General features: G+C 55.4%; 23 protein-coding genes and 1 riboswitch. Of the genes, 12 read left to right on the forward strand and 11 right to left on the reverse strand.

What is annotated here, in order from left to right; translation table 11 throughout:
* Nucleotides 1–14 precede the first annotated feature (14 nt).
* From aguA to HALTITAN_RS00730, 3 genes are all read right to left on the reverse strand, one after another.
* Nucleotides 15–1,145, reverse strand: coding sequence for an agmatine deiminase (gene aguA, locus HALTITAN_RS00720; RefSeq protein WP_051051761.1), 1,131 nt, complete (start codon nt 1,143–1,145; stop codon nt 15–17).
* Nucleotides 1,142–2,488, reverse strand: coding sequence for a Na+/H+ antiporter NhaC family protein (locus tag HALTITAN_RS00725; protein ID WP_039857355.1), 1,347 nt, complete (start codon nt 2,486–2,488; stop codon nt 1,142–1,144). Before HALTITAN_RS00725 ends, aguA begins: the two co-directional genes overlap by 4 nt.
* Nucleotides 2,489–2,562: 74 nt before the next feature.
* Nucleotides 2,563–3,969, reverse strand: coding sequence for an aminotransferase (locus tag HALTITAN_RS00730; protein ID WP_009285946.1), 1,407 nt, complete (start codon nt 3,967–3,969; stop codon nt 2,563–2,565).
* A gap of 154 nt (nt 3,970–4,123) precedes the next feature.
* Between HALTITAN_RS00730 and HALTITAN_RS00735 the strand changes: the two genes are divergently transcribed.
* The gene (locus HALTITAN_RS00735; protein ID WP_009285947.1) at nt 4,124–5,371 is read left to right on the forward strand and encodes a M20 family metallo-hydrolase; all 1,248 of its coding nucleotides are present in this window, start codon (nt 4,124–4,126) and stop codon (nt 5,369–5,371) included.
* Nucleotides 5,368–6,867, forward strand: coding sequence for an aldehyde dehydrogenase (locus HALTITAN_RS00740; RefSeq protein ID WP_009285948.1), 1,500 nt, complete (start codon nt 5,368–5,370; stop codon nt 6,865–6,867). The genes HALTITAN_RS00735 and HALTITAN_RS00740 overlap by 4 nt, the downstream gene beginning before the upstream one ends.
* On the opposite strand, the gene HALTITAN_RS00745 is transcribed toward HALTITAN_RS00740, so the two are convergent.
* Nucleotides 6,836–7,717: a helix-turn-helix transcriptional regulator gene (locus HALTITAN_RS00745; RefSeq protein WP_009285949.1), complete on the reverse strand. Its 882-nt coding sequence runs from the start codon at nt 7,715–7,717 to the stop codon at nt 6,836–6,838. The genes HALTITAN_RS00740 and HALTITAN_RS00745 overlap by 32 nt on opposite strands.
* 216 nt (nt 7,718–7,933) lie before the next feature.
* Between HALTITAN_RS00745 and HALTITAN_RS00750 the strand changes: the two genes are divergently transcribed.
* Together HALTITAN_RS00750 and HALTITAN_RS00755 are read left to right on the forward strand one after the other, a co-directional pair.
* Entirely contained in the window at nt 7,934–8,197 is a 264-nt protein-coding gene (locus HALTITAN_RS00750; RefSeq protein WP_235270518.1) for a TspO/MBR family protein, read from the forward strand.
* Nucleotides 8,198–8,237: 40 nt separating this feature from the next.
* Nucleotides 8,238–8,840: a cell division protein ZipA C-terminal FtsZ-binding domain-containing protein gene (locus HALTITAN_RS00755; protein ID WP_039857361.1), complete on the forward strand. Its 603-nt coding sequence runs from the start codon at nt 8,238–8,240 to the stop codon at nt 8,838–8,840.
* A gap of 30 nt (nt 8,841–8,870) precedes the next feature.
* Here the strand turns inward: HALTITAN_RS00755 and HALTITAN_RS00760 are convergent, their stop codons facing one another.
* A complete protein-coding gene (locus HALTITAN_RS00760; RefSeq protein ID WP_022521655.1) occupies nt 8,871–10,460 on the reverse strand; it encodes an ABC-F family ATPase in 1,590 nt (529 codons plus the stop codon).
* A 114-nt stretch (nt 10,461–10,574) separates the two neighbouring features.
* A complete protein-coding gene (locus HALTITAN_RS00765) occupies nt 10,575–11,429 on the reverse strand; it encodes a sirohydrochlorin chelatase (RefSeq protein WP_039857363.1) in 855 nt (284 codons plus the stop codon).
* A gap of 130 nt (nt 11,430–11,559) precedes the next feature.
* On the opposite strand from HALTITAN_RS00765, the gene HALTITAN_RS00770 reads away from it, so the two are divergent.
* A complete protein-coding gene (locus HALTITAN_RS00770) occupies nt 11,560–12,132 on the forward strand; it encodes a gamma-glutamylcyclotransferase (RefSeq protein WP_009285951.1) in 573 nt (190 codons plus the stop codon).
* A gap of 2 nt (nt 12,133–12,134) precedes the next feature.
* On the opposite strand, the gene HALTITAN_RS00775 is transcribed toward HALTITAN_RS00770, so the two are convergent.
* From HALTITAN_RS00775 to HALTITAN_RS00785, 3 genes are all read right to left on the reverse strand, one after another.
* Nucleotides 12,135–12,662 (reverse strand): HPP family protein, encoded by a 528-nt coding sequence (locus tag HALTITAN_RS00775; RefSeq protein ID WP_022521653.1) that lies wholly within the window; start codon nt 12,660–12,662, stop codon nt 12,135–12,137.
* A gap of 203 nt (nt 12,663–12,865) precedes the next feature.
* Nucleotides 12,866–13,162: a YciI family protein gene (locus HALTITAN_RS00780; RefSeq protein ID WP_022521652.1), complete on the reverse strand. Its 297-nt coding sequence runs from the start codon at nt 13,160–13,162 to the stop codon at nt 12,866–12,868.
* A 21-nt stretch (nt 13,163–13,183) separates the two neighbouring features.
* Nucleotides 13,184–13,477, reverse strand: a complete 294-nt coding sequence (locus HALTITAN_RS00785; protein WP_027957100.1) for a hypothetical protein — start codon at nt 13,475–13,477, stop codon at nt 13,184–13,186.
* Between the two features lie 244 nt (nt 13,478–13,721).
* Between HALTITAN_RS00785 and HALTITAN_RS00790 the strand changes: the two genes are divergently transcribed.
* The 7 genes from HALTITAN_RS00790 (at nt 13,722) to HALTITAN_RS00820 (ending at nt 21,879) form a co-directional block, all read left to right on the forward strand.
* Nucleotides 13,722–15,395: an isovaleryl-CoA dehydrogenase gene (locus HALTITAN_RS00790; RefSeq protein ID WP_039857365.1), complete on the forward strand. Its 1,674-nt coding sequence runs from the start codon at nt 13,722–13,724 to the stop codon at nt 15,393–15,395.
* Between the two features lie 116 nt (nt 15,396–15,511).
* A riboswitch (glycine riboswitch) is annotated at nt 15,512–15,613 on the forward strand.
* 161 nt (nt 15,614–15,774) lie between these two features.
* Nucleotides 15,775–17,037, forward strand: a complete 1,263-nt coding sequence (locus HALTITAN_RS00795; RefSeq protein WP_009285953.1) for a D-amino acid dehydrogenase — start codon at nt 15,775–15,777, stop codon at nt 17,035–17,037.
* Nucleotides 17,038–17,104: 67 nt separating this feature from the next.
* Nucleotides 17,105–18,031 (forward strand): LysR family transcriptional regulator, encoded by a 927-nt coding sequence (locus HALTITAN_RS00800; RefSeq protein WP_009285954.1) that lies wholly within the window; start codon nt 17,105–17,107, stop codon nt 18,029–18,031.
* A 126-nt stretch (nt 18,032–18,157) separates the two neighbouring features.
* Nucleotides 18,158–19,192 carry a TRAP transporter substrate-binding protein DctP gene (gene dctP, locus HALTITAN_RS00805; protein ID WP_009285955.1) on the forward strand — a complete coding sequence of 345 codons (1,035 nt, stop codon included), beginning with the start codon at nt 18,158–18,160 and terminating at the stop codon, nt 19,190–19,192.
* Nucleotides 19,193–19,305: 113 nt separating this feature from the next.
* Nucleotides 19,306–19,797 carry a TRAP transporter small permease gene (locus HALTITAN_RS00810; protein ID WP_051051763.1) on the forward strand — a complete coding sequence of 164 codons (492 nt, stop codon included), beginning with the start codon at nt 19,306–19,308 and terminating at the stop codon, nt 19,795–19,797.
* Nucleotides 19,794–21,068, forward strand: a complete 1,275-nt coding sequence (locus tag HALTITAN_RS00815; protein ID WP_039857366.1) for a TRAP transporter large permease — start codon at nt 19,794–19,796, stop codon at nt 21,066–21,068. The genes HALTITAN_RS00810 and HALTITAN_RS00815 overlap by 4 nt, the downstream gene beginning before the upstream one ends.
* A 49-nt stretch (nt 21,069–21,117) precedes the next feature.
* Nucleotides 21,118–21,879, forward strand: a complete 762-nt coding sequence (locus HALTITAN_RS00820) for a M15 family metallopeptidase (RefSeq protein ID WP_197029743.1) — start codon at nt 21,118–21,120, stop codon at nt 21,877–21,879.
* A gap of 29 nt (nt 21,880–21,908) precedes the next feature.
* Here HALTITAN_RS00820 and HALTITAN_RS00825 read toward each other — a convergent pair whose 3' ends face one another.
* Both HALTITAN_RS00825 and HALTITAN_RS00830 read right to left on the reverse strand, forming a co-directional pair.
* Nucleotides 21,909–22,676 (reverse strand): amino acid ABC transporter ATP-binding protein, encoded by a 768-nt coding sequence (locus HALTITAN_RS00825; protein WP_039857369.1) that lies wholly within the window; start codon nt 22,674–22,676, stop codon nt 21,909–21,911.
* Entirely contained in the window at nt 22,669–23,334 is a 666-nt protein-coding gene (locus HALTITAN_RS00830; RefSeq protein WP_039857371.1) for an amino acid ABC transporter permease, read from the reverse strand. The genes HALTITAN_RS00825 and HALTITAN_RS00830 overlap by 8 nt, the downstream gene beginning before the upstream one ends.
* Between the last annotated feature and the right edge of the window lie 10 nt (nt 23,335–23,344).

The raw sequence follows: 23,344 nt of genomic DNA on the forward strand, positions 1-23,344 counted from the left end.
TTCCTGCGAAACACCTATACGCGTGGTTGCTGCTGAGTTATGCAGTGAATGTTCCCGCCGCCAAGCAGTATTTCCCTTGCCGCAACGCCGATCACCCTCTTCGTGGGAAATAACCGGGATAGAATGCCTTTGGCCTGTTCATCGTAACGAGGATCCAGCAAGGGCATCACAATGGCCGAGTTACTAATATAAAAGTTGACGTAAGAGCCTGCCATGCGATCCCCAGGTAAGCGGGGATGCGAGCTGTTGAGGCGATCAATCCCACTGGCCTCATCCTCGGCAATATGTAGAGGGCCTGGCTGGGGCAGCTTATGAATAGTGAGCCGCCTACCTTGAGCATCCGTGGCGTTTTCCAGCACACGCAAGGCTTCCCGGCAAATAGCGCCCTGGGGATCTTGCTCATCCTCACACCACGTTAGCGCAACATGGCCTGGCGCAATAAAGCAGCACAGGTTGTCAACGTGGCCATCGGTCTCGTCGAGATAACAGCCACGCGGTAACCAGATGATGTGACTGACACCTAAATACTCCTGCAGCCAGTGTTCGATCGTGGCGCGGCTCATCTCCGGATTACGATTAGGATTCAGCAAGCACTCTTCCGTGGTAATGAGCGTACCTTCACCATCCACATGAATGGCTCCTCCTTCTAATACGAGCGGGGCCTCGAATCGTTGAATACCCAGCATCTCACTGATTTTACAGCGAACCCGCTTGTCTTTGTCCCATGGGAAGTAGAGCCCCTCCTTCAACCCGCCCCAGGCATTGAACTCCCAGTCCACCATGGCGAGTCGCCCATCGGGATGGGTAATGAAGGTGGGGCCGACATCGCGCATCCAAGCATCATTGCTGGACAACTCAACCACCCGAATATGCGCAGGCAACTGGTTGCGGGCATTTTCATACTGCTCATCGTTAACCCCCACGAAGACCGTCTCGCTCTCAGCAATCGCCACAGCCACATCCACAAAGGCTTGCTGAGCGGGCTTCGCACCGTAGCGCCATGTATCGGGGCGCTGGGGCCACAGCATCCAGCAGGCAGAATGGGGGGCAAACTCCGCTGGCATTGAAAAGCCTAATGCTCTGGGTGTTAGCTCATGCGCCAGAGGTTCGGTGGCCGTTGTAGGAAAGGTCGGCGCGTGTTTCATATATTCCCCACCACTATAAAGAAGCCGGTTGCCACGGCAGCGGCTATTAGGACATAGGGAAGTTGCGTTAACGCATGGGCCATTGGCGTACACCCCGCCCCTTGGGCAGAAAGGACGGTAGAATCACCATAAAAGCAGGCGTGGCTGCCAAAGGCACTGGCGGAGATTAAAGCCCCCACCACGAGCGGCATATGCGCATCCATACTACTGGCAAGCGGTAATACGATAGGCATCGCCACGGCAAACAGTCCCCAGAAGGAGGCGGTCGCAAAAGCGAGAAAGGCCATGGTGACGAAGACAACCGCCGGTAGCATACCCGCGGTCATTAAAGGTTGAACACTCTCGATCACATAGTTGGTTAAGCCAAGTAGGTCATTGACCTCCTTAAGCACAAACCCAGCCACCAGCGTGCCGAGTGGCATAATCATGGCTTTGAAACCATCTAGCGCGGTATCAAACGTATCGTTAAAGCTTAATAGCCGTTGCACCGCGATAAGCACTAGCGTCACTGCAAGCGCCACAATCACGCCGCGCAGCACATCAATCTCAAAATACCAGGTGAAGAAAATCAGCGTCGCAATGGGAAGCAGAAAATTGAGCAGATGAGGGCGTTTTTTGCCTGTATCTTCTATTTCCAGCGCGCTGTCATCAGCGCCATCTGGTTGCGGCTGGCCAGCTTCAGCGCGGGCCTCCGCTGCTCGCATCGGGCCAAGGTTGGGGATAATGCCCAGTGCCACCAGGGGCACCAGCGCCGCCGCTATCCAGGCGTAAAACATAAACGGTATGGCTTGGATGTACAGCTCCATGCCGTTACCAGCGACATTGTTCTCTTCCAGCAAACCTGCAAAGAACACAGCCCAGGTGGAAAACGGTACGAGAATACAGATCGGCGCTGCAGTGGAGTCAACGATATAGGCCAACTTCTCACGGGATATGTTAAAGCGATCAGTGATTTTCTTCATGGAAGCGCTAATGGTCAGCGCATTGAGATAGTCATCGACAAAAATTATTAGTCCCAGCCCCCAGGTAGCTAACAAGCTTTGTCGGCGGGTATGGATGCGTCGGGTAACGGCATCACCAAAGCTTAACACCCCTCCGGTTTTTACCAGCAAGGCAATCAAGCTACCAAATAGCCCGCACACCAGAATAATCCACGTCACCGTGTCATTACCCAATACCGATAGCAGTATATCCGACCCTTGGGTAATGACATTGAGGGGTTGAAACATTAATAAGCCTACCAGCGCTCCTGCCAGAAGTGACTCAATCGTGCGCTTGGTAATAATCGCCATGACTAAAACCACTAACGTGGGTATAAGGCTTAAAACTCCATACTCTTCCATTGGTTATTCCCCTTTATCGTTGTCGTAGGTCACTACTGAAGACGGGCGCTAACGCCCGTCCCGAATAGCAGTGTTTATAGGTAACCATCCGCTTTAAGTGAGCGCGTGGTGGCGGCAAACGCTTCGTCGAGAATAGCAACGACGTCGTCGACTACTTGACGCGTCCAGATCAGGGGCGGCGAGATGATATTGAGATGACCAACCGGCCGAATAATCAAACCACGTTTCTGTGCTTCAGCGGCCACGCGGTCACCTACGCGCGCGTCAACGGGGAGTAATTCTTTGGTTGTTTTATTAGCCACATTTTCAATAGCCATCATGAAATGACTGCCACGTATATCACCTACCGTTTCATGAGAGGCGAGCGTTTTGAGCTTGGATTCAAGATAGGGGCCAACTTCGCGAACATTCTCACAAATGCCTTCACGCTCAATGATTTCGATATTTTTAAGCGCTGCAGCACAGCTCACGGGATGCCCGGAATAGGTGAAGCCGGTGCTCAATACCCCGCCGGGGCCTTGAGGAGTACTTAGTACCGCATACAGGGCGTCAGATATCAGCGTTGCACCTAATGGGGCATACCCAGACGAAAGCCCTTTCGCCACATTGATAATATCGGGCTGGGTTTCAAACACGGCTTCTGAGGCAAAGAAGTGCCCTAAACGTCCAAAGCCTGTCACCACTTCATCAGCAATGAACAGAATATCGTTGGCACGGCATATGGCCTGCACGCGGGAATGGTAGCCCTGTGGTGCCACCAATACGCCCCCCGCGCCCATGATTGGCTCAGCAATAAAGGCCGCTATGTTATCCGCCCCTAGCCGGTCAATGGTCTGCTCGAGTTCATCGACCAGGTGATCACAATACTCGGCCTCACTCATCCCCTCTGGGCGGCGATAGCAGTTGGCTTCGCTCAGATGGGTCACCAGATCAAGTGTATCGAACTGCCAGTTATTGCTGGCGATACCGGTCAGGCTCGCCGCCATGTAGGTGGTGCCGTGGTAGGCATTGGTGCGCGACAAGATCCGCTTTTTCGAAGGCTTGCCCAAGCGATTGAAGTAGTAATGCACAAGCCGGATGGTGGCATCGTTTGCCGTTGACCCGCCGCAGCTATAAAACACATGGTTCAAGTGGGCAGGCGCAAGCTCTGAGAGCTTGGCCGCCAGCTCGGTGGCCGGGGCATTGGAGAGATTATTAAAAGTGGAAAAGTAGGCCATGCGTGTGGCTTGCTCGGCCATCGCCTGGCCAATTTCGGCACGGCCGTGGCCCACATTGACACACCACAGGCCGGCAATCCCATCGATAAAGCGGTTGCCGTGTGCATCTTCGACATAGATACCATCACTGTCGGTAATTAAGTCACAGCCGTTTTCGTGGAACACACTGAAGTCGGTAAAGGGATGGATAAAGTGATTTTTATCTTTTTGCCAAAGGTCTTTCGCGTCGTAAGAGCCTTTCGCCTGCTGTTGAGTCATCGTCATACCCTCGCTTATTAGGAAGCCGTTGTTGAGGTGACTTCACAGGCTAGCGGGGAAAACAGTGTCGGGAATATATCCCCATTGGGGTATATCGGCTGCGCGAAAGGCCTCCTATGGTGGATCTCCTTAACCCAACAAACACAACAGGAGACACGCCATGCAAGTTTCCATCGATGGCCAGCGATTGTGGTCAAGTTTAATGGCCATGGCAGAGATCGGCGCTACCTCCAATGGCGGCAGCAACCGCTTAGCACTGACCCCCGAAGATACCGCCGGTCGGCAGCAATTGATCGAGTGGTGCGCCGATATTGGCTGCCACGTTCGCAGTGATGCAGTGGGTAATCTTTTTTTCCGGCGGCCCGGCGCACGTGAGGATCTGGCGCCCGCCGCTGTCGGCAGCCACCTGGATACCCAGCCGAAAGGAGGTCGTTTCGACGGTGTACTGGGGGTTCTCGCGGGACTGGAAGTGTTTCGCACCCTACACGATCACCAAATCGTGACCGAACGACCTCTGGAACTGATCGTTTGGACGAACGAGGAAGGCAGCCGTTTTGCCCCTGCAATGATGGCTTCCGGTACCTATGCGGGGGTGTTTACTGTGGAGGAGACCCTCGCTCGCCAGGACGAACAGGGGATCAGTTTTGAACAGGCCCTTGAGGAGACAGGCATGAAGGGAAGCCTGCCTATTGGCGAGCCTCGGTTAGCCAGTTTTCTGGAACTGCATATCGAACAGGGGCCGGTGCTTGAAGAGGAGGGCTTAGATATCGGTGTGGTCACCGGGGTGCAAGGGATGCGCTGGTTTGACCTGACGATCGAAGGCAACGCTGCCCATGCGGGCACCACCCCCATGGCATATCGTCACGACGCCCTGGCCGCTGCCGCCCGGCTCATTGACCGGCTATACGCTATCGCCGCCAGCGACACCAGTGGCGACAGCAAGGTCACCTTTGGCTGTCTGGAGATCGATACGCCTTCTCGCAACGTGATTCCCGCCCAGGTCACCATGACGGTCGACCTACGTCATGTGCACGATGATCAGCTAGACGCGCTGGAGGCTCGCTTCTATAGCGAGCTAGAGGCCTTGGTAGAGGCCTTTGGTGTCAAAGTAACGCCGCAACGCCTCTGGAACTCCCCAGTAGTGGCCTTCAACGAGCAGTGCATTGCGTCCATCAAGCAGGCCACAAAGGCACGCGGCATTGCTTACCGCCGTATGCTCAGTGGGGCGGGCCATGATGCGGTGTATGTATCACGGGTGGCGCCCACCGCGATGATCTTCATTCCCTGCCGCGATGGCATTAGCCATAACGAAGCCGAGTACTCAACGCCAGAGCAGTGTGCACTTGGCACCCAGGTGCTGTGCGACGCGCTACTGCATAACGCTAACGACCTTGAGGTTACCCAATGAGCACAACTGCCCCAACGAACCTGGCCGAGTGGCAAGCACTGGCAGACACACTCTCCTTTGAAACCCGCGCCTATATCAACGACACCTTTGTCGATGCACAGCGCGGCGCCACCCTATCCACGGTGAACCCAGCCACCGGTGAAGTGTTGGCAGAGGTCGCCAGCTGCGATGACGCCGATGCCGAGCTCGCTACCCACGCAGCTCGACAGGCCTTTGACCGGGGGGAGTGGTCGCGCCGCGCGCCAGCTCAGCGCAAAGCCACGTTACTTGAACTGGCGGCGTTAATGCAGGCCCATAGGCACGAGCTTGCCCTGCTAGACACTCTGGATATGGGAAAACCGATTACCAGTGCGCTGGGGGATATTGACGGCGCCATCGGCTGCCTGCGCTATACCGCCGAAAGTATCGATAAGCTTTACGGTGAGGTGGCCCCGACGGGAGACCAACATCTGGGCTTGATTGTGCGCGAGCCACTCGGGGTGGTGATATCCATCGTCCCCTGGAACTTCCCGCTAATGATGACCGCCTGGAAGATTGCACCGGCATTGGCAGCGGGTAACAGCGTTATTCTCAAACCGTCAGAAAAATCGCCGTTATCGGCGCTACGCCTTGCCCAGCTAAGCCAACAAGCGGGCCTGCCCGCCGGGGTGTTTCAAGTACTCCCCGGCTATGGCCATACCGTGGGTAAAGCGCTAGCCCTGTCGATGGAGGTCGACTGCCTCTCCTTTACCGGCTCCACTCCAGTGGGCAAACAGCTTATGCAGTACGCAGGCCAGTCCAATTTAAAACGCGTTTATCTAGAGTGCGGCGGCAAAAGCCCCAACATCATCTTTGCCGACTGCAAAAATCTAGACGCCGCAGCTCAGCACGCGGCCGCGGCGATTTTTCATAACCAAGGTGAAGTCTGTATCGCTGGCTCGCGGCTATTGGTGGAAAACAGCATTCGCCACGCTTTCGTCGAGAAAGTGGTGGACGCTGCGGCTGCCATGCAACCAGGCGATCCACTCGACCCGCAAAGCTTTATGGGGGCGATGGTGGATGACACTCAATACCAACGAGTGCTTGATTATATCCGTCAGGGGCAGGAAGAGGGCGCCACGCTACGCTCGGGCGGGCAGCCGTTAGATGGCCCTGGACTCTTTATTCCCCCTACCGTGTTTGACGATGTCACCCCAGCCATGACGATAGGTCGCGAAGAGATCTTCGGGCCGGTGCTGTCTGTCTTTGGCTTCGATACCGAAGAAGAGGCCTTGGCACTTGCCAACGACAGCGACTACGGCTTGGCTGCCGCCGTCTGGAGCCAGGACATTGATCGTATTATGCGCGTCTCACGCAAGCTGCACTCCGGGCAAGTCTACGTTAACAACTGGGCAGGCCCGGACATGACAGTGCCGTTCGGTGGGGTTAAGCAATCCGGTAATGGGCGGGATAAATCGCTTCACTCGCTTGACGAGTATACCGAGATCAAAACCATCTGGATGGCGCTACAAACCTAGCACCTTCGCCTCTCAACTGCCGGGAAATGAGGGCCACGTGTTCAAGAAATAGCTGGAACAACTGCGATTGACTGGAGACATCCAGACGCTGGTAAATATGCTTGCGGTGTACCTTCACAGTGCCATCGCTGATATCCAGTTCCCGGGCCGCCGATTTGGTGGAGTGCCCTGCGAGCAACAGACGAACGATTTCCTGTTCACGTGCCGTTAAAACCTCTCGGCCAAAGCTTACGAAGGCAGCTTCCACCGGGGCGTCCTTTTCCAAGGTCGGCTGGAAGAGGACGCCCTGCCATTTCCAGAACTCCATCAACAAGGTTTCGATCATCGGCACCACATTCTTCAACACCTGCAATGCACGTCGTTTCAAGGGAGCTTCTGCCTGAAAGCCCAGCGATACCACCATCAAGACATCATCCCCCACACGTGCGAAGAGACCCACCTCATCCGCCAATCCTAACGCGCGATAATAGTGAGCATAGTAATCACTGGATTCAAAACGATCAGGGGCTAGCTCCCGCAACCGGTGCACACCGCTATCCAGGCCACCACTCATGGCGGTAAAAAAAGGATCCAATAAATACGCACCGCTGAGGTAGCGATCTATCGCTTGAGGGCGATTTTCAGACGGGTAATCGTCGTGAATCAGTAGTGGTCTGTGACGCCCTTTGTAGGTATTGATCAGAATCGTATCGAAACCGGTTAGCGCGCGCAGCACTTGCTCCAGACGAACGGGGAAATCGCGCTGTCCCGATGAGCGTACCAAGCTCGCCATATGCCGATGCCAAGCTGCACTTCCCGCACTTGCCAGAAAGGTACTATCGATATCATCGGTTGTTGAGCAGTATTTCATGAGTAGCGCTTCATTAGGTTGTTTGACAAAACAATACTGCCTTGCGCGAACACGGTAAACTCAGGCAATACAATTGACTCATTACGGCTCGTGATTACTTTGTGTTGAGCCTCTTGGATAAACGCTGCTAGGCTATTGATTCTTTCGTTTGAACATACAGGTAATGAATGCTTGCTTCGCTATTAGCGCTGCTGGTGTCTCTACTGCTCGTCGGCCTTGCCGCCACGACTGGGTGCGCGCTTTCGGCCTGATGGCTGGTTCCGCGAACTAAGTAAGCCAAGCTGGACACCACCGAATATCGCTTTCCCCATCGCTTGGGGCATACTGTATTTGTTGATGGCTATCGTCGCTTGGCGTATTTATATGGCGGATGACTCAGTATGGCGCTCAGCAAGCTTAGCGGCTTACGCGCTGCAGCTTATGGTCAATGCCGCGTGGTCGTGGCTGTTCTTTGGGCGTAAACAAACTGTCGTCGGCTAAATAAAGCCTGAGCGCTGATTAAAAAAAGGATTCTGAGAGTATGGATCGCACCACTACTATAATAGTACTCGCCTTCGCATCGCTGGTATTAGGCGCAATGGCAACAGCGATATTTATATATGTCATTGTGCCCTGGCGCCGCCGACGGCGCGCAGCGAAAGCGAAAGCCGCTGCCCCTCGTCCGGTACAAGCAGACAACTCTGAAAAAGCTCAAGAACCTGACACCCCTGCACCCTCAAAGCAAACTAAAAAAGTGAAGCAGCATTCGCTTTTTATAATCTTTGATCAACCCAGTGAAGATTCAGACGAGCGCCTTACCCAGTGGCTGCGGGAGAAAGACGCTCACTACGACGCGCTTAAGAAGATATTTTTAATCGACGGCCAACAGCCTTCCAACCCAGTCACTATCGCCAACGCCTTTCCACCGGGGGAAATGCCTGACCTGCTGCGCGGGGAAACTCATGAGCCCATCAAGGGTATTAGCTTATTAGTGAAACCACCGCTACGTAAGCGACGTAATCAACAAATGCATGTCTACGTAGAACTCGCCAAAGAGATGCAGACGGTGTTTAGCGGCAAAATGCTCAATGACGAGCGCGAACTCGCCACCGACAGCACCTTTGAGCAAATTATCGGCGAATAGATTTACAGAGCTATGCTGACAAAAACAACGTCACACGACCCCCTGGCTGCGCAGGTAGTCATCGTAGCTGCCGCTGAAATCGACAATGCCTTCCGGCTGCATATCAATAATGCGCGTGGCCAGTGACGAGACGAACTCACGGTCGTGGCTCACAAACATCAGCGTGCCGGGGTAGTTCTCCAGGGCCAGGTTCAACGCCTCGATAGACTCCATATCCAGGTGGTTAGTCGGCTCATCCATCAGCATTACGTTGGGCTGAGTAAGGATTAACTTACCAAACAGCATGCGCCCCTGCTCGCCACCGGAAATGACCTTCACCGATTTTCCAATATCGTCGCTGGAAAACAGCATCCGCCCCAGAGCACCGCGAACCACCTGCTCGCCACCTTGAGTCCATGCTGACATCCACTCAAACAACGTGGCATCGACGGCAAAGTCGTCGCTGTGATCCTGAGCAAAAACCCCCACTTCAGCGGCTTCGGTCCACTTCACTTCGCCCGCGTCCGGGTGTAACTCGCCCGCCAGGGTTTTCAGCAGCGTGGTTTTGCCGATGCCGTTGGGGCCGATAATAGCAATGCGCTCACCGGCTTCCACGGTCATGGAAAGACGCTCGAACAGCGGCTTGTCGCCCTCATAGCTCTTGGTAATGCCGTCCACGTTGACGGCATTACGGTGGATTTTCTTCGCCTGATCAAAGCGGATAAAGGGGCTTACGCGGCTGGAAGGCTTGATATCTTCCAGCTTGATTTTATCAATTTGACGCGCTCTAGACGTAGCCTGCTTAGCCTTCGAGGCGTTAGCGGAGAAGCGGCTCACGAACTGCTGCAGTTCGGCAATCTGGGCCTTTTTCTTGGCGTTATCCGAGTGCTGACGCTCGCGAACGGCGGTGGCGGCGGTCATGTAATCATCGTAGTTACCCGGGAACAGGGTGATTTCACCGTAATCCAGATCCGCCATATGGGTACAAACGCTGTTCAGGAAGTGGCGGTCGTGGGAGATGATGATCATGGTGCTGCTGCGCGCTTTAAGAATATCTTCCAGCCAGCGGATGGTGTTGATATCCAGGTGGTTGGTCGGCTCATCCAGCAACAGTACATCCGGGTCAGCGAATAGCGCCTGGGCGAGCAGCACGCGCAGCTTCCAGCCGGGAGAAACTTCGCTCATCGGGCCCGTGTGTTGCTCAATGGGAATGCCCAGACCTAGCAGCAGTTCGCCTGCGCGGGGCTCGGCGGTGTAGCCGTCCAGCTCGGCGAAGCGCACTTCCAGGTCAGCGACGGCCATGCCGTCCTCTTCGCTCATCTCTGCCAGGGAGTAAATGCGTTCACGCTCAGCGGCGACCGACCAGAGCTCTACATTGCCCATGATGACGGTATCGATCACCCGCTCGTTTTCAAACGCAAACTGATCCTGACGCAGCTTACCCAGCCGTGTACTGCTATCCAGCATCACCTGGCCGGAAGTGGGCTCCAAATCGCCACCGAGAATTTTCATAAAGGTGGATTTGCCGCAGCCGTTCGCGCCAATCAGGCCGTAACGGTTGCCGTTATTGAATTTAACGGAGACATTTTCAAACAGGGGCTTGGCCCCAAACTGCATGGTGATATTGGCGGTAGCGATCACAAAAGGAGCCCTGGTTAGCGCATTGTCAGTAACGACGACAGCTTACAACGAATAGAAAGGCTCGCGATTCTACGCGCTATTAGGCGTGTATTCACCCATCAAACCCTAGTGGCGTCAGGCGATTGCCGGGATATCGAGTAGAAAGCGTTCATCATCAAGCGCTTGGCGCAGCCGCGAGTGCAATATATCAACGATCCCTTGATGCTCCCCCACCAGCTTCGTCGTGGTAACGGAAAGCCCTGGATACTGCTGTTCAGCCGCTGCACAAATCTCGGCAATATCGCCGCCCTCCCCGGCGTGGCGCCCCGGCGAAAGAAACAGCATCGCCAGGATCACCGAGCCTATCTTAAACTCGGGTAGCGCCAGCAAGTTTTCCAGCAGTGGCTCATTAAAGCGGTACTCATCGCCCTCGCGCCGCTCCATGGAGGCAGCGGCAACACACGCTACGTCATCGGCTAGCAGCACGCTGAGCTGCCCCGCCAGGCGGTTGCGTACGGCGGTAACCTCAGGAATCGGGCTGCCGTGATCCACCAGCGCCACATGCGGTTTAGTACCTGGGCGAAGCTTGTCGCGCACGTTATCGGCCAGCAGATGGGCTAAACGCAGGTCGTTATCGCCGAACTCATCCACTAAGGGCTGGGCTACCCGCACCTTAACGTGGGGAAAGCGCTCCTGCAGCGTGGCCATGCGCTCGGGGAGATAACCCGTCAGCGCTTTGCTGGGGCCAAAAAAGAACGGCAGCACGATAATCTCCGTTGCCCCCTGTTCGGCACTGCATTCAGCGGCGGGGCCAAGGGTAGTGGCGGGAATACCTCCCACCTCATCCGCAGGAATCTTATTGGAGTGCAGCAGCGAGGCCGCCTGCACGGTTTCGCCTACAAGCCCGCTAAGCGAAGCCGCCACGCGGCGTAAATTCAGCGTTGCCTGCGCTCGTAGCGAGCCGTTATCCACCAGAAAAATCGCGCGCATGGCTGCCTCCAGTCGTGGTCTTGGCAATCGTGTGGGTGATCAACCGTGACATGTTAAGATGGTGGTTTTACACCGTCGTTGGCCCCCATGTTACTTGAAAAATGTGCCTTAAAAACGCTGCCTGATACCGATGCTTGATACCACTGCACTTAACCAGCAAAGAAACTTCTTCGAAGGCCATGCGGCGATATGGCTATTCGGCTACGGCTCACTGATTTGGAAGGCTGACTTTGCCTACCTGGAGCGCCGCCCGGCGTATATACACGGCTGGGAGCGGCGATTTTGGCAGGGCTCCCATGATCACCGCGGCACGCCTGAAGCGCCTGGGCGGGTGGCAACGCTGATCCGCGCCAAAGATTCGATTTGCCACGGCATGGCCTACCGCATTGCCCCGGAAGTGCTCGCGCCGTTGGATGTGCGGGAGAAGAACGGCTATTTGCGGGAAAAAGTACCGCTGACGTTTATGGACGAGAAAGGCAACGGAACCGAACAGAGCGAAGGGCTTATTTATCTGGCCAGCGATGACAATCCGGCCTTTTTGGGCGACGCGCCGCTTGATGAGATCGCCCAGCAAATTGCCAACGCCCATGGGCCCAGCGGCCCCAACCGCGACTACTTGGTCAACCTCGCCGTGGCGCTGCGGGAACTAGGCGCCAAAGATGCCCATATCTTTGCTCTGGAACAACAGCTGAGCCAATTTTAACATTACCAGTAGCGCGGATAACGGCGGTGACGGGCAAGGTTATTGACCAATATGGCGATTACCAGCATCACTATACTGCCCGCTCCGATTGGCAAAAGAGGATACCACCACCCCAGTTGATGAACGCTGGCACCCCCGCCTACCGCAATCAGAGCCGCCGCGGCTCCTGGTGGGTGAACCGTATGGGTTAGCTGCATACCCAGCACCGACAGTGATACGGCCAGAGCCATTGAGAGGGGGGTCGCTCCCAGCAGTTGGTAGCAAGCAACGCCAATACCCGCGGAGAGCACGCTGCCAAAGAGTACATGGCTGGGCTGGGCAAAAGGGCTTTCAGGTGCTGCGTAGATGAGCACCGAGGTTGCGCCGAAGGAGCCTACGATGAGCAGTTGTTGTGACAGCCACGCCGAGCTTAACCAGCAAATGACCGCCATACCGGTAAAGGCCCCGACCCATGACCAAAAAGCATCCTGCCAGCCTACCCGGGCACGCTTGACTGGCTGCCCCCGCATCTTGCCAAGATAAGTTTTCATTACACTCGCTTTGCACAAAATGAGTGCAAATGATGCCAAAATGCACCAAATAAGCAAATGACAATCTATCATGCCCTTGATGAAACTGACTCAAGGGCAACGCGATTGCTCATCATCAGTGTATGGGGTGTTAACCAAGGAGAGAAACGGGGGCATTATTTTATGACATTTTTTATAAACAATACCCGAGCTCGTTCGTCATACTATATAGAGGGATCAAACAGCTTAACTTCGCGTATATCGACCTGCTCCCAGACACGCTCAGTCATATAAGGCTCTTGCGCCAGCCAAGCCTCTAAATCTTCTCGAGTAGCAAATCTGAAATGTGCATTTGAACCGATCATTTTACCTTCATCGTTCAGCACTACCCCACCACTTACGAAATTACCCGACCGATAGAGATTACGCAGTCCTTCCAGGTGCAGCTCGCGACAAGCCAGGCGGCGGTTTAAGGCCCCCTCATCGGTGTAATCATAGGCGATCAACGCAAACTGCTTCATCTACTCCTCCTCTCAGTGTGTCTACATCATCAACCACGAAAGAATAAACAGCCCCAATACGGTACGTACAATACCGCCGATTATCGAGCCTCGCAGAAAAGCGCGCAAACCGCCCCACAGAATCAGCAGCCCAATCACTAAGACAGCAATGCTGAAAAAGGAATCACTGATTCCCAGCGAACGCGTCAGGCCATCGATGAAATCGCCGAACGCACCGAAGAAGTTGGTGAAAATGCCCAGCAGAAACTCCACCACCACGCGGATGGCTTCACCGATAGTTTCGCCAATTTCGTCAAAAAAGCCGTTTGTCTGCATCGCGTTTGCTTGCATCGATAGTACCCGTGACTGAGAAGGATAAGCGGCATTGTCGGTTAAATACGCTGACTGAGCAAAGCAGGATCCATCCCTCCCCCTCTTCGCCTTCCGTTTTTAGCGACTTTTCCGTCCAGCAACTACTCCGTCCAGCAACTATGCTCTCATAAACGCTCCAAAATATATGAGCCGTAAAACGTTCGTTTAAACAATCACCCTTATCGTCGTTACGCGCTAGGTGCCTGCCATGAACCATCATTACCCCCTGGCCGATCAACTCCAAGCTAGCACTCACCAGGTAGAAAACCAGCCGCCACCGCTGGAAAGCTACAATAGCTACACAGCTGATCGCGTTCTTCAGGAAGGCGTTAACCGTGAAAGCGGGTCTGACGACGATGCCCCACTCAAGACGTTTGGCCAGTGGGCGGGCTCTGCTGAGGCGATTGCCTTGGGGGTTGAGGCCAACCGTTACTCCCCCCAGTTAGTGACCCACGACCAGCAAGGCCATCGGGTCGATTTGATCGAGTTTCATCCCGCCTATCATCAGCTTATGCAAACGGCGATAGAGCACGGCTTGCATGCTAGCCCCTGGCGAACCCCTCGGCCCGGTGCGCATGTTTATCGGGCCGCCAACTACTTTTTACAGGCCCAGGTAGAAGCGGGCCACGGCTGTCCGATTACCATGACCTTTGCAGCCCTGCCCGCACTGCGCCATCAACCCAGCCTGCTTGAGAGCTGGGGCGATAAAATCACCGCCCCACATTACGACCCGCGCAACGTCCCCTATTTCGAGAAACAGGGCCTCACTCTGGGCATGGCAATGACCGAAAAGCAGGGCGGCTCCGATGTGCGTTTGAACACCACCCGCGCCTACCCGATTGATCAAGGCGGGCCGGGGGAAGCTTTTGAGCTGGTGGGGCATAAATGGTTTGTCTCCGCGCCAATGTGCGATGCATTTCTGGTACTCGCCCAGGCGCCCAGTGGCTTGAGCTGTTTCTTGCTGCCACGCTGGCGGCCCGACGGCAGTAAGAACCCGCTTCATATACAGCAGCTAAAACGTAAAATGGGCAATGTATCGAATGCTTCCAGCGAGACCGAGCTGCGGGGCGCCTTTGCCTGGATGGTGGGCGATGAAGGCCGCGGCGTGCGCACCATCATCGAGATGGTCGCCATGACCCGCTACGACTGCATGATTGGTTCAGCTGCCGGAATGCGCCAAGCCACCGCCCAGGCCATTCATCACGCCTCTCATCGGCATGCCTTTGGGAAGCGGCTCAGCGAGCAGCCGCTGATGCAAAATGTGCTCGCTGACTTGGCTATTGAGAGCGAAGCCGCCACCACCTTAATGCTGCGTATGGCCCGCGCCATGGATCATCAGGACAACGAGCATGAGCGCCTGCTTTCGCGAATCGCCACCCCTGTGGGCAAGTACTGGATATGTAAACGCACGCCCCACCACGCATACGAGGCAATGGAGGTGATTGGTGGAAGCGGCGTCATGGAGACCCACATAATGGCGCGCCTGTTTCGCGAGTCGCCCATCAACGCCATTTGGGAAGGCAGCGGAAATGTGCAGTGCTTGGATATCCTGCGCGCGATTGAAAAACAGCCCGAAGTACTCGACGCCTACTTCGCCGAACTCGGCCTTTCACAGGGCGCCAATGGGCATCTTGACCGTTTTATCCACCAATTACAGCGGCAGATGCAGGATACTCAAACGCTCCAGTACCGCGCCCGCCAACTGGCGGACGGCATGGCCCTAGCGTTACAGGGCGCCCTGCTGGTTCAGCACGCCCCCGCTTATGTGGCCGATGCATTCTGCGCTGGTCGGCTTGCCGACCGCAGTGGCCTCAATACAGGCACGCTACCTACTGGTCTGGATTGCGCGGCAATCATCCAGCGTGCCCGGCCCGTGGAATAAAACCCTTGGAGTGAGTCCTTGGAATAAGCGTTCACGACTATGGTCGTCTTCCATGCTAAAACTGATCGCGTAAAACTAATCACATTAAAAAACTATTTACATTAAAAGCCAGCAACAACGTGATAGTGGGAGAGCTTGGTGCATCACTCGTCGATGACGCCAGCGCCGAAGGAGCAACAGCCCCGGAAACTCTCAGGCAACCGGACCGCTATTACCTTAACTTTCCGAAGAGCGGCTGATGACTGCGTCACTCAGCCCACCGAAGGAGCAAGCGCACCCAACGGATGCGTGAATCTCTCAGGTTCCATGACGGAAGGGGTACGCCAACAGCTACGCCGTTAGGTGGTATTCCCGACGCTCATACAACCTGGAGAGAGTTATGCAACGTATTGCCGTTATCGGTGGTGGTATCACCGGCATTACCAGCGCCTACGCCCTGGCCAAACGTGGCTATGACGTCACCGTCTTTGAAAAGCATCGTTACGCCGCCATGGAGACCTCATTCGCCAACGGCGGTCAGCTCTCGGCCTCCAACGCCGAAGTGTGGAACCACTGGCCAACCGTGATCAAGGGCCTGCGCTGGATGCTCAGAAACGACGCCCCGCTACTGGTTAACCCCCGCCCAAGCTGGCACAAGCTCAGTTGGTTTGGCGAATTTATCGCCTCGATACCCCGCTACGCTGCCAACACCACCGAGACCACGCGGCTGGCCATTGCGGCCAGAGAGCACCTGTTTCAGTGGGCAAAAGACGAGCAGATCGGCTTTGACCTCAAGCAGAAAGGCATTCTGCATATCTACCGCGACAAAGCGGGTTATGACCACGCCGCCAAGGTCTCCAAGCTGCTCAGCAAAGGCGGCCTGGAGCGCCGAGCAGTCACCCCTGACGAGATGCGCACCATCGAACCGACGATGGCGGGCAACTACTACGGCGGCTTCTATACCGAAAGCGACGCCACAGGCGATATTCATAAGTTCACCCACGGCTTGGCTCAAGCCGCCGAGCGTCGCGGCGTAACGCTTAAATATGGTCACAGCGTCCAGGATATCGGCGCCGATCAACAGCACGCCTGGATCACCGCCACGCTTGAAGGCGAGGCTGACGGTGACCCGGTGCGCGAAACCTTTGATAGCGTGGTGGTATGCGCTGGGGTGGGCAGCCGTGCTCTGGCTGCCAAGCTAGGCGATCGGGTCAATATCTACCCGGTCAAAGGCTACTCGATCACCGTGCAGCTCGATGACGCTGCCTCCCAACAGGCAGCGCCCACCGTTAGCCTGCTCGATGATGAGACCAAGTTAGTGACCAGCCGCCTGGGCGATGACCGCTTCCGTATTGCGGGCACCGCTGAGTTTAACGGCTATAACCGCGATATCCGCGACAACCGTATCCGCCCGCTAATCCGCTGGGTGGAAGAGTGCTTCCCCGGCGTCAGCACTCGCCGCGTAGTACCTTGGGCAGGCCTGCGCCCGATGCTCCCTAACATGTTGCCCAAAGTCGGCCGCGGAAAATTACCCACAGTGTTTTACAACACCGGCCACGGCCACCTGGGCTGGACCCTCTCTGCCGTCACCGCGGATATGCTCGCAGATGCGGTAGAGGATAAAAACGCCCACTCTCAGCAAGCCACCCAACCGCTAATCTAATCCCAACCGTGACATGTCCGGGCAGGCTTCCGGTAAGATATAAAACACTCCACCACAGGCGTGTTTTATGCTTAACCAGCGTGCATTAACCTACCTCAATGAAGTGATTCGCCGCGGCTCGCTCAGGCGCGCCGCGGCCCACCTGAATGTCGATGCTTCTGCCGTTAGCCGCCAACTAAAAGCACTAGAAGAAGAGCTGGATACCCAGCTATGCGAGCGGCACGGAAGAGGGATGCGCGCAACCGCAGCGGGCCAGCTACTGGTGCACCATTTTCATGCCCAGCGGGCTTCAGAAGAAGCGGTGCTCTCCCAGCTAATGGCACTTCAAAGCCTAACGAAAGGAGAAGTTCGTATTGCCGTGGGAGAAGGGTTTATCGCTGACCTGATCGCCGCACCGTTAGGCACTTTTATGTCAGCGTTTTCCGGTATCAATGTCGAAATTCGCATGGCGGGTGTCAACGAAGCGATGTCGTTACTCAAAGATCGTGAAGTGGATATAGCGCTACTTTATGCACCGCCGGTAGACCCGCAACTTTTCTGCCACGTGGAAACGCGCCAGCCGCTCGATGTGATTGTGCCCCCCAATCACCCACTAAGTGATCTTAACCGCCCGGTAACCCTGCATGACTTAAAGGGGTGGCCCCTGGCGTTAATGGACAATCCTTTTGGTATGCGGCAAATGGTCAATATGGTGGCCCACCAGGAGCGCATTCATCTTGAAGCACGCCTGCACACCAACTCTGTTTCGGTGTTAAAGAATTTCGTCCGCTCAGGCATCGGCGTTACGTTTATGCCCGAACTCACCGTAGCGGATGAGATTGAGCGCGGTGAGATCTTCACACTACCCATGCAGTACCCGGTGATGAACGGTACGCGGGCACAAATTGTTAGCCTGAAAGGGCAGGAACTCCCGGTCGCCTCAATCACTTGCATCGATCATTTGCACAAAGGCATGCGCTTTTTCTCCGCCGATGCACCACGACTGTTGCAATAAAAGCCACAGTTTAGGTATTGCATAGTCAACACCTCAATACATAGTCTTCTAGTAAGCACTCCTTATAAATCCAATAACGCGCCCTTAGCGCCTCATAGCTCACGACAATAAACCAGGAGACTTACGATGTTTACTCAGCACTTTTCACCCAAACGACTCATCTCGGCTTGCCTGATTGGCTCTGCCATGATGGCAGGAAACACTCTTGCAGCCACCACCATTAATCTGAGTTACAACGGTGCCCCAGATCCCGAAAAGAATGCTGTCCACGTCTTTGCAGAGAACCTTAAAACGCTGGTAGACGAAAAAACTGACGGTGAGATACAGCTTGAGCTCTACCCGAATAGCATGCTGGGTGATGAAGAGGAGCGCATGGAACAAACCATGAATACGCCCATGCTCAACGTGGCGTCATTTGCAGGCGTCTCTCCTCTCGTTGATGAGATCTTCGTCAGCGCTATTCCGTTTCTGTTCGACGACTTTGCGGCGGCGCGTAGCTTCTTCGATGAAGGAGAGTATTGGCAGGAAGTCAGCAATGCTCTGCAGGAGCGTGCCGGTATCGATATGCTGGCGGTCGTCGAAGAGGGGGGCTTCCTGGCATTCACCAACAATGAACGGCCTATCAGCCACCCGGACGACTTCGAAGGGCTGCGTTTCCGGGCCATGGATCCCAGCCAGGTAGCCCTCTATGAATCCTTCGGTGCCTCCGGTACTCCCATTCCCTGGACAGAGACCTACATGGGACTGCGTACAGGAGTGGCCGACGGCCAGATGAACCCGCCGATGTATATCATCCTGGGCAGCCTCTACGAAGTGCAGGACTACCTGACCCTAGCCAATATCCAATACTCCGATCAGTTCCTGGTGGGCAATAGCGACATGATCGCAGGTTGGGACGATGAGCTTCGCAGCACCTTTATGGAGGCCGTCTCCGAAGCTAATCACAATGCCCGTGAGCACAACGAGGAACAGGTTGAGGCACGTATCGCCTACCTGGAAGAGCAAGGTATGGAAGTGATTCGCCCTTCTGAAGAGGAGCTCACCGCTTTCCGCGACATTGGCCAGCCCGCCTATCTTGAGTGGCTCGAAGAACGTGATATCGAGCAACGCTGGATCGATATGGCCCTGGAAGATGCAGGCATGAGCGAACTGCTCGACTAACGGCTGTTAACAACAGGGGCTGGTACCTTACCGGCCCCCTAATTTCCAGTACTTAATATCCCAGTACTGAATGTTCTAGTGCTTAACGTTTCTGTGCTTCCTGGAAGGCTGCCATGTTTAATACGCTTCGATCCCGTCTACTGGCGATCAGCCGCCCGGTGTCCCTAACCCTGGCGGGCGCGCTGCTATGCCTCAATGTTGCGGCCATATTGTATGGGGTGTTTGCCCGCTACATCGCCGGTGGTGCCCCTATTTGGACAGATGAGATATCGCGATTTTTGATTATCGCCACCGTGATGCTCGCGGCTGGCACCGTCTGGTCGGAAGGGGGTCACATGCGCGTTGGTCTGTTGGAGAAGCTACTGCCACCCCCTCTCGCGCGTTTGCTGAACGTGTACCAGTGGCTACTCACCCTGCTGATTGCAGCGGGGGGTGCCTGGGTCAGCTATCGCTATGCACTCTCGGTCAGCATGTTTACCACCTCAGGGCTTGGCATTAGCCGCACGGTGCCCCTCCTCTCGCTACCCGTTGGCTTTTTATTACTGGCTTGGCATGCGCTTCTCTATGGCCCCGCGCCACTTAAAACTGTCGAGGACACCTTATGATTGTGACTATGTTGGCGGTTTTCCTCGGCCACGTTTTGCTTGGGCTTCCTCTGTTCATCGCACTGCTGACCACGGCGATAGTAGGCTTTCTGTTTGTCGACCCCTCGATGATTCCACGTATGCTGCCCCAGCAATTCTTTGGCGGTATCAATGTGTTCTCCTTGATGGCTATTCCGTTATTCATCTTCGCTGGCAACCTGATGAACGTCAGCGGCTTAACCGAGCGCCTGATGGGGTTCGCCCGCCTGATAGTGGGGCACTTGCGGGGCGGTATGGGCCACGTCAACGTGGTGTCGAGCGTTTTCTTCGCAGGCGTCAATGGCTCAGCGGTGGCGGATACCTCGGCACTGGGGTCGCTGTTAGTACCTGCCATGGAGAAGGAGGGCTACTCAAGGGCTTTTGCCGCTGGGTTGACCGCCGGTAGCTCGCTGATCGGCCCGATTATTCCACCCAGTATCTTTATGATCCTCTACGCCTCACTGACCAACACCTCAGTAGGCGATCTATTTCTGGCGGGCGTAGTACCAGGTCTGCTGCTGGGGGTTGCCTTTATGGGCATGAACGCCTGGTATGCCTGGCGCCACCGATTACCCAAAAGTGGCCAGTTGCCCTCAATCGGCCAACTTGGCATAGCCTTCGCGGCCGCTCTGCCCGCGCTTATCGCTCCCTTTATTATTGTTGCTGGCATCGTGCTGGGCTTTGTGACGCCTACAGAATCGGGCGCGTTGACAGCGCTGTATGTGGCCTTATGTGGCTTTGTCCTGGGAGGGTTACGCTTTAAAGAGTGCTGGCAAGCCATCCTTGATACGGCACGCTTAACCTCGGCGATTTTTCTCATCATGGCGGCCTCGGCGACGATTAGCTGGCTGCTCTCCTATGCGCAAGTACCTGCGCAGTTTGTATCCCTGCTATCACCCTACGTGGACAATAGCGTGGTTATTTTATTACTGCTTAGTGCAATCACCTTCATCACGGGCATGTTTATGGAGGAGGTGTCGGCATTGATGCTACTGACGCCGATCTTTGCGCCGGTGGCTATGATGGCGGGTATAGACCCCATTCATCTGGGCGTCATCATCACACTGAACATTACCATTGCATTGATCACGCCACCGCTGGGCGCCTGTGTGTTCGTGGCCGCCGCGGTTAGTCGGCTTGAGATAGTGTCGCTATTTAGAACCATTTGGCCCTTTGTGCTGACGGCGATTGCGGTGCTTATTCTATTAATCCTTTTTCCATCGCTGACGCTGTGGCTGCCTACTCAGTTTTGACAACTAGTTTTAATAACCAGCTTGGATAACACTCTGCTTGGATAACATAATGCCTTTGAGCACACTATTGAAGGCCTTGCCGCCTATACCCAGCCATTCAGCTCCCTGCTGGGAACAGCTGCGCCGCGCGCCTATTGAAGATAACGGCGAGCGCTTGGTACCGATGAGCCTCGCCCCGGCACCGGTCAGCGTGTTCCCCGCCTATGCTCGGCTGGGTATTCCGGGTGCGGTGCCGGAGTGTTTCGTTCGTGAGGGGGTTTATCGGGCGCTACTCGCTGCGGCACGTAGCTTACCCGAGGGCATCGGGTTGATCGTACTGGATGGCTGGCGGCCATGGCGGGTGCAGCAGTACTTGTTTGATACCCTGCATGAAGCCATCCACCACCACCATCCAGACCTCAGCGAAGCGGAGCTATTGGAGCGTACAAGAGAGTTCGTATCGGTACCCAGTCGCGACCCTTTAGCCCCCAGCCCGCACCTCACCGGCGGCGCCGTCGATGTCACGCTTTGTGATGCCGATGGCCTGCCACTGGATATGGGCACCCTGTTTGACGAGGCGCTTCCCGCCTCCCATAGCGACTATTTCGAAAAGCTGGAAATGCTTACCCCGCAGCAACATAAGGCGCGGGATAACCGCCGCCTGCTCTATCACACCCTGCAACAACAAGGCTTCACCAACCTGCCCAGCGAGTGGTGGCACTTCGATTATGGCGATCAATTATGGGCCTACTACGGGCCGCATGATCATGCGCACTACGGCCCGGCAGAGCTGGATACCATAGAGAACCGCTGGCGCAGGCAGTTGGGGTAATGATCTAGCCAGCGCCAGATTCAGTGTGCTCACACCGCAGGCGCTTCAAGTTCCAGAAAGCGCCGTACTCGGTCGGTTTTAGGGTTCTCAAAGAACTCGCTGGGGTGGGATTTTTCAATGATGATGCCTTTGTCGAGAAAGACCACTTGATCGGAGACTGCCCGGGCAAACTCCATTTCGTGGGTCACCAGTACCATGGTGTAGCCTTCTTTGGAGAGGTCTTTGATCACCCCAAGCACTTCCCCCACCAGCTCGGGGTCGAGGGCTGAAGTGGGCTCATCGAACAGCATCACCTTAGGCTGCATGGCGAGTGCCCGCGCAATCGCTACCCGCTGTTTCTGACCACCAGAGAGTGTGTAGGGATATTGTTCACGCTTGTCGGCCATGCCGACTTTTTCGAGCAGCGCCATGGCTCGCTCGTCAGCCTCGGCTTTGCTTAGCCCCTGAACATGAATTGGCGCCTCGGTGACATTACGCAGCACACTCAGGTGAGGCCAGAGGTTAAAGCCCTGGAACACCATGCCCAAGCGCGCGCGCATGCCTGCCAGCTCACGGCGCGACATGGGTTTTCCAGTGTCACTCACGCCGATACGATCACCGGCAATACGGATGTCGCCCCGGTCGGGTTGCTCAAGCCAGTTGATGCAGCGTAGCAGGGTAGATTTACCCGAACCCGATGAGCCCAAAATACTCACCACTTCGCCGGGCTGAACTTCCAGCGATACATCCCGCAGCACTTCGGTGCCATCGAAGCTTTTGGAAAGGTTACGAATACTAACAGCGGCGGTCTCAGGCATTTTCGAATCCTCGCTTGGCGCCAAAACGGCCAATCATTTTGATAAATAGTTCTAAACCAATACTGATCAGCCAGTAGAAGCCGATCACCACGATGAACGCTTCCATGGGAATGAAGTAGGTGCTCGACAGGCTGCTCGCCGCCGCGGTGAGTTCGCGCACGGTGATGATCACCAGAAAGGCGGTGTCTTTGAGTAGGATAATCAACTGATTACCCAATAAGCCGCGGGTTTTCAAAATCAGCTGCGGCAAGATAATACGCATAAACATCTTGGGCTGGGAAAATCCCTGGGCGATTGCTGCCTCTACCTGCCCTTGGGCAAACGTGGAACGGCAACCGCGCAGTATCTCCGCGAAGTAAGCCCCATGGTAGATCACCAGGGCGATAATCCCGGCCGTCCAGGCACTCATGCGGATGCCTGCACTAGGTAAGCCGTAATACAGCAGGTAGGCCAGGATCAAAAATGGCAGCATACGCATGCCATCGATAAAAATCCGCAGCGGAACCTTTAACCGTGGGCGGGAACCCTCCAATAAAAACACCATGGCGCTGCCCATTAAAAAAGCCAAGACAGCGGATAAACCAAATAGCTTTAAGGTGTTATAAAAACCACTTAAAAACACATCGTACGACGACCAAAGAATGTCCCAATTGCTCATAGAGGCTCCC

It is taken from the genome of Vreelandella titanicae BH1, assembly GCF_000336575.1.
In the GTDB taxonomy this organism is placed as follows: domain Bacteria; phylum Pseudomonadota; class Gammaproteobacteria; order Pseudomonadales; family Halomonadaceae; genus Vreelandella; species Vreelandella titanicae.